Genomic DNA, 6,143 nt, shown 5'->3' on the forward strand with positions numbered 1-6,143 from the left:
ACGGCGCCCGGCCGGCCCCGCAGACCGCGCTACCGGCGGGCCGCGCGGCGGTAGTGGTCGAGGACGTCCTGGCGCAGCAGTCCGGCGAAGCCCGCGCCCTCGATCCGCAGGCCGAGCTGGGGCTCGGTGAGGCCGAGGGAGGCGGCGGCGCTCGGCAGGTGCCACTCGTGGGCGGCCAGCCGGTCCAGCAGGTGGCCGCGCCGGACCTGGGACTCGGACAATCGGAAGGTCTTGAGGTAGGCGAGCCGGCCGTGCTCGTCGGTGATCGCCTCGCCGATGTGGTTCTCCTGCTTGGGACGGAACTCCGGCAGGAACCGGGCGAGCCTGAAGCGGCCCAGCCGACGCACCTCCCGGGCCCGGTAGTCGGGGTCGAGCAGGCCGCCCGCCATCGTGTCGTCGTGGAAGTCCGCCCAGGCGCGCTCCTGCCCGGCGACGGCCGCGCGCAGCTCGGCCACCGAGTTGACCGGGCCTGCCGTGCGCAGGTCGGCGCGGAAGTCCGGGACGGCGGCGGACAGGAGGGCGTAGTGGTGGATCAGCTCGCCGTAGAGGTCGAGGAGCAGCGTCCGGTGCAGCGCCCGGTAGTCGTCGGGGTGCGGGACGACGAACGCCGCGGCGAGGGCGTCGGCGACGTACACGAGCAGCCCGCACTGGCCGGGGTGGATCTCGAAGACCCGCAGCGCGTCGGCGAGGCCGCGGACCCGGTCGCCCACGTATGCCTCCTCGGCGCGCGGCGACAGCCCGTGCCGCACGGCGCGGTCGGACCACTCCTCCCAGGCGATGGTCGGGCCGCCGAAGTGCAGCGCGAGGTAGCCCTCCAGGGCAAGGTGCAACGGCAGGAAACGCAGCCGGGTCCGGCTCTCTCGCTTGGCGAGCCGGCGCGGCGCCCGCACCCGGATGCGCTCGGGCGGGGCGGTGGCGCCGATGGCGGAGGGCGCGTCGAGCCGGGTGCCGTAGGTGGCCGCCGGGGTGCCGTCCCGGGTCCAGTCGGCGACGAAGCCGTGCGGGACGTAGGCGAGGTAGTCGGTGTGCCGGCCGACCGGGACGGCGGCGTACTCCGGCTCGTACAGCTCCTGGTGGAGGCGGAGGTCCTCGATCGGCTCGGCGCGGACCAGCGGGACGAGGCGCACGCCGCCCCACACCTGGGCGGGCCGGGTGTCGAGACCGGCGAGGTCGATCCGGAAGGCCGGCCCGGACGGGGTCGTGGTCATCGGACGCTCTCCTCGGCGGTGGGGCGGCGCCCGGTCGCGCCGGCCGCCAGGAAGCTCTCGGTGCGGGCCGCCAGGTGCGCCGTCAGCTCCGCGAGGTCGGTGCGGCCGTCGGCGAAGCGCGCGAACTCGACCAGCGCCGGTAGGTCCTCGGCGTCGCGCAGCCCGGCCGTCGGCACCGTCGGGGCGAGCCGCCGGACGTCGAAACCCTCCGCGTCGTACACCGGGTTGAGGTGCACGATGCTGGTCCGGTGCTCCGGGTCCAGGCGGGTGCGCCACACCCGCAGCACCTCCGCGGCCAGGCCCGGCGGGGCGTTGTCCCAGCCGTCGGAGACGATCACCAGCCGCTGCGGCGCGGTGTCCAGGGCGTCCAGGATGCGGCGCCCGAGCGGGGTCGGGCCGGACGGGCGGGCGAGCAGGGCGTCGGTGCGCCCCGAGGTCCACAGCGCCGTGTACTCGCCCGCCAGCGCCGCCAGCAGGAAGTGGCAGGCGAGCGCGGCGGCGAGCGGCCGACGGCGCTTCACGCCCGAGCCGTACGCGGACCAGCTGTCGTCGAGGACGGCCGCGACCCGGCCCCAGCCACCCTCCTCGGCGCCGGCCGCGCGCACCGCCCGGCGCGCCGCGCCGCGCAGGGCGCCGGTCAGCTCCGCGCGGCGGGCGACCCGGTCGGCGGGCGGCAGACCCAGGACGTACGAGGCGAGCCGGGTGAGCGGCATCCGGGCGAGCGCCGCGTCGTCGGCGGTGACGGCGGTGGCGCCGGCGGCGCGCGCGGACTCCTGGAGGCGCAGCCGCTCCAGGCCGGTCAGCCGGGGTTCGATGCGCTCCAGGAACGCGGCCCGGGGGATGCCGTGGCGCCGGGCGAAGCCCTCCGCGACGGTGTACGGCAGCTCGTAGAGAGCGGATTGCTGGTGGTGGGCGCGCCGCCAGGCGTCCAGCAGCGGTGCCTGGTACGCGCCGCGGCGTCGCGGGGCGTACAGGAAGTCGCCGGTCTCCGCGGCGGCGGGCCGCAGGTGGGTGTGGCGCAGCGCGCGCTTGAGCCCGGCGCGGTACTTGACGGCGTCGAGGGTCTGGTCGGGACGGGCGGCGAGCCAGTCGCGCACGATCGCACGGGTCCGACGGTTGTTGACCTTGGCACGGCGCAGCTCGCCGATCAGCCGGTAGACCCGCTGTGGCGGCAGCAGCTCCAGCCGGCGTGCGATCAGCCGCCCCTCGGTGTGCCGCTGCTGCGCGGTGGCGTCGCGGGAGGACTCCAGCAGCCGTCGGACGATCAGGGCGGCGTTGTGGTCGTTGATGTCGAGGGCGAGCGCGGCGGCGTACGGGCCGCGGTAGTTGACGAGCATGTACTCGTGCAGGAATTCCAGCGAAAGCTGCTGCTCGGCGGCTCCGCCGTGGAACTCGCTCTGGCCGGTGCCGGTGATCGCGGCGTTGACGAACAGCAGCACGTCCTCGGCGGCGACGAGGTCGCCGTACGTCTCCACTGCGCGCCCCCGGTGGTCGTGTGGGAAAGGCCGGCCGGGGAATGGGGGCACGAGCTGCGAATCATTGCGGTAAAGGCACATTCCGGAAGTCGCACCGGAGTCCCGCGGCCGGCCGGTCGACCCTAACACCGGGCGGTGGCGGGGGCCCAGCCGTTATCCGCCCGCCGACCCGCGGACGCAGCGCTGCCCGGCCGGGCCGACGACGCGGCGTCGCACCGGGCGCGACCCCCACGGCCGCGAGGGCCGGCCCGATCAGCGGTCCGGACCCGGCCGCCGACGCGGCGGGCGGGAGCTGCGTCGGGGGCCGAGCCCGGTCACCACGGGGTCGAGCAGGACCGGATGCAGACCCGGGTTCTGCCGACCCCGGCGGTGGGTTGGTCCCCGGTCAGCCGAGCGTCGTGCCGCGCTCGTGCGCCAGCGCCTCCAGGCCGTACCGTGCCACGTGCTCGGCGTTGCTCAGGTCGATCGTCCGGGTGCCCTCGGCGGCCAGCCGCGCGTTGATCTCATCCAGGTGCTGCTGGACGAGCTGCTTCTCGGCGTCGGTGGTGCGGCCCTTGTGCGGCCTGCCGGCGTGCTCCAGGCTGGCGTAGTTGACCCGCTCCCTGGCGCCCGTCGGCACCGTGGCCTGGCTCGGGACGGTCCGGGCCACCCGCTTGGCGCCGCGCAGCACGTCGGCCATCGGAGCGGCCGAGGCAAGCCGGTTGAACGCTTCGGCCTCCAGGACCACCGTCTCCGGCTCGTCGGCGTCCGGGAAGTGCAGCTCGATCGTCACCAGGTCGAGCGCCAGCTCTTCCACCGTGGCCAGCTCTTCCGCCAGCGCCTCGATCTCGACCGGCCCGCCCTCCAGGTCGGGGTGCTGGCGCACCACGACGCGCACCAGGTCGCCGTCGTTCTCGACGTGCTTGCCGGTCAGGTCCGAGAACCGAATGATCTTCTGGCCCATGTCCACCTCTCGTGACTGCTGTGATCATCGGAGAGCCTACGCCGGGACCGATCGGTGGCGTCGCCGAACGTTCGGAAGCGCGGGGCAGGCGCGGCGACGGCTCTGCAAGCGGCCCGTGCGCTCGAACGCCGTGGCCTCATGGGCTCCTGGCTTCCCGACGGGGGCCCCAAGCGGACCGAGCCCGCCGCGGAGTGCCCCACGGGTCAGGCCTCGGCGTCTACCGCTGGGGCGTTGAGCGCGCGAAAGGTAGGACAAGCTCAGGAGTCGGCCCCCTGCGTGATGAGGCCGGTGAGTACCCGCCGCATGATGCGCTCGAACCGCTGTTGCCCGTCCTCCGCCGGGTCCGCTTCCGACTGCTGAGCCAGGGCCGCTGCGAGGTGCGGGTGCCCGCCGCGGGCCGCCGTCTCGCCGATGTACGCGGCCTGCGCCCCCCGGCGGCTTGTGAGTCCGCGGTCGGTCTGCAACTCGGCGCGGGAGAACTGCTCGGTCAGGGCGTTCAGTACGGCGACGATCTCCATACTGGTCCGGCCGGGCAGCCCGGCGGGGGCGAGCGCCTGGAGCGCGTACTCCAGGAAGTCCATCCCGTTCGGGCCGATCCGGAGGGGCTCCGGGGGGACGTCGACGAGCCAGGGGTGCCGCAGCCGCGCGTCCTTCGCCCGGACCGCGAGGGCGACCAGGTCCTCGACTGGGTCACCGGTCGGCGGGACGTCCAGGCCGATCTCGCCCGCGACCGCGTCCGTCATCAGGTCGAGGAGGTCGTCTCGGGAGCCGAGGTAGCGGTACAGCGACGCCTGGCCGGTGCCGAGTTCCGCGCCGACCTGGCGCATGGACACGGCCGCGAGACCGCCGCGGTCCGCCAGTCGGACGGCAACCTCGGCCAACTCCGCACGGGTGTGCACGGCGGCGGGCCCGCGTGTGCCGCGCTCCGGCCGGGTCCAGACGATGACGGGCTCCTGGGCCACTCGTGCACCTGCTCTCATCCGTTGTCGTGCTGCTGCCTGCGAGCGCCCCCTATACTAAAACTGCGAACATCGATCGCACTTTATTGGGAGGCCGCCATGTCCGAGTCCACCGCGCACCCGTGGACCCCGGTCCGCTTCGCCGAGAACGGGCCGGTCAAGCTCGCGTACGACCGGCTCACCGAGGGGACCGGCGGGGAGCCGCTGCTGCTGATGACCGGTCTCGGCGTCAACCGGCTCTGGATCCCGGACGGCCTGTGCCACCTGCTCGCCGACGCGGGCTTCGCCGTCGCCCGCTACGACCAGCGCGACGGCGGCGAATCCACCCACCTGCCGCCCGTCGCCACCAGGAACCCCGTCTCCGCGCTGTTCCGCAAGCGCGGCGAGGCCTATACGGCCGAGGACATGGCAGACGACGCGATCGCCGTCATGGACGCGCTGGGCTGGGAATCCGCGCATCTGCTGGGCGTCTCCCTCGGCGGCGCCATCGCCCAGCGCGTGGCCCTGCGGCACCCGGACCGGGTGCGGACCGTGACGACCATGTCCGCGGTTCCCGGCGATGTCGCGGGCCTGAAGACCATGCGGTTCATCCGGATGGGCACCCTCGCGAAGTTCGCCAAGCTGAAGTTCCCCGCTACCCGGGAGGGCGCGATCGCCGCTAGTGTCGAGGTCTCCCGGCTGCTCGCTTCGCCGGCCCGCCCCTTCGACGAGCACGCCGCGAGGGAAGCCGCCGAGCGCACCGCCGACGCGGGCGTCCACGACCAGCAGGCGCAGGCCCGCCAGGTCGGCGCCCAGTGGCACGGTGGGAGGATCAGCGGCATCCGGCGGCCGATACTGGTCCTGCACGGCGCGGACGACCCCCTGATCAAGCCCGCCGCCGCGACGGCGATCGCGTCCCGGATCCCGAACGCTCGCAAGCTGCTGCTGCTGGAGGTCGGCCACGAACTGCCCGAATCGGTCTGGCGCACCATCGCCGGCGAGATCCGCGCCCTGGCCGACCGGGCGGCGCGCAGCTGACGGGCGCTTCGACGAAGGTCCGGCCATCGGCCTTCGCGAAGGCCTCGAACAGTCGGCCCGACGGGGCGCCGCCTGCCGAGCCGGTGCCGTGGCGGCTCTTCCGGACAGATGATCGAGGACCAGCGAAGCGGCGCCCGACCCGCCGGGTAACCGCCGGGCAGCGACAAGGCCCCCGCTCCTCTACCGGGCGGAGGTCCGGATCGTCGAGGTTCGCGGTGCGTCAGCATGCCGCGTCCAGCAGAACCCGGCTAGCTCAGGCGAAGCTCCACGGTCGGCCGAGGCGGACCGCCTCGGCACCCTCGCGGCGAAGCATCGTGATCAGCTGCTTCACCTTGCAGCGGACGCAGCCCGATGATCCGGGCTGTCCAGAAGGATTCCTGGGCCCGGCCCGTTATTACCGGCAATCAGAGCCATGATTGAGGCACTGGCAGAGCTGGCGCGCGGATCTACTGACTTCGGCTTGTCAGGGTGACGTTGGGGTGTCGAGGGTCAGGCCGGTGCCGGCTATGAAGCCGTCGAGGGCTTCGGGGCGGTACTGCAG

At 74.1% G+C, this 6,143-nt stretch carries 5 protein-coding genes; 1 reads left to right on the plus strand and 4 read right to left on the minus strand.

The window, feature by feature from the left end; all coding sequences use genetic code 11:
- Positions 1 to 29: 29 nt before the first annotated feature.
- From ACIF6L_RS36980 to ACIF6L_RS36995, 4 genes are all read right to left on the minus strand, one after another.
- Entirely contained in the window at positions 30 to 1,208 is a 1,179-nt protein-coding gene (locus ACIF6L_RS36980) for an ARPP-2 domain-containing protein (RefSeq protein ID WP_396491413.1), read from the minus strand.
- A complete protein-coding gene (locus ACIF6L_RS36985; protein ID WP_396491414.1) occupies positions 1,205 to 2,683 on the minus strand; it encodes a hypothetical protein in 1,479 nt (492 codons plus the stop codon). The genes ACIF6L_RS36980 and ACIF6L_RS36985 overlap by 4 nt, the downstream gene beginning before the upstream one ends.
- A 385-nt stretch (positions 2,684 to 3,068) precedes the next feature.
- Positions 3,069 to 3,626: a hypothetical protein gene (locus tag ACIF6L_RS36990; protein WP_396491415.1), complete on the minus strand. Its 558-nt coding sequence runs from the start codon at positions 3,624 to 3,626 to the stop codon at positions 3,069 to 3,071.
- Positions 3,627 to 3,883: 257 nt separating this feature from the next.
- Positions 3,884 to 4,606: a TetR/AcrR family transcriptional regulator gene (locus ACIF6L_RS36995; RefSeq protein WP_396491416.1), complete on the minus strand. Its 723-nt coding sequence runs from the start codon at positions 4,604 to 4,606 to the stop codon at positions 3,884 to 3,886.
- A gap of 78 nt (positions 4,607 to 4,684) precedes the next feature.
- Between ACIF6L_RS36995 and ACIF6L_RS37000 the strand changes: the two genes are divergently transcribed.
- Entirely contained in the window at positions 4,685 to 5,602 is a 918-nt protein-coding gene (locus ACIF6L_RS37000) for an alpha/beta fold hydrolase (RefSeq protein ID WP_396491417.1), read from the plus strand.
- Positions 5,603 to 6,143 lie beyond the last annotated feature (541 nt).

This window comes from Kitasatospora sp. NPDC086009, assembly GCF_044540385.1.
Classification (GTDB): Bacteria; Actinomycetota; Actinomycetes; order Streptomycetales; family Streptomycetaceae; genus Kitasatospora.

Bases quoted from the DNA above. Each gene is read 5' to 3' on its own strand.
- ACIF6L_RS36990 (WP_396491415.1), bottom strand. From the start codon at position 3,626: ATGGGCCAGAAGATCATTCGGTTCTCGGACCTGACCGGCAAGCACGTC.
- ACIF6L_RS36980 (WP_396491413.1), bottom strand. From the start codon at position 1,208: ATGACCACGACCCCGTCCGGGCCGGCCTTCCGGATCGACCTCGCCGGT.
- ACIF6L_RS37000 (WP_396491417.1), top strand. From the start codon at position 4,685: ATGTCCGAGTCCACCGCGCACCCGTGGACCCCGGTCCGCTTCGCCGAG.
- ACIF6L_RS36995 (WP_396491416.1), bottom strand. From the start codon at position 4,606: ATGAGAGCAGGTGCACGAGTGGCCCAGGAGCCCGTCATCGTCTGGACC.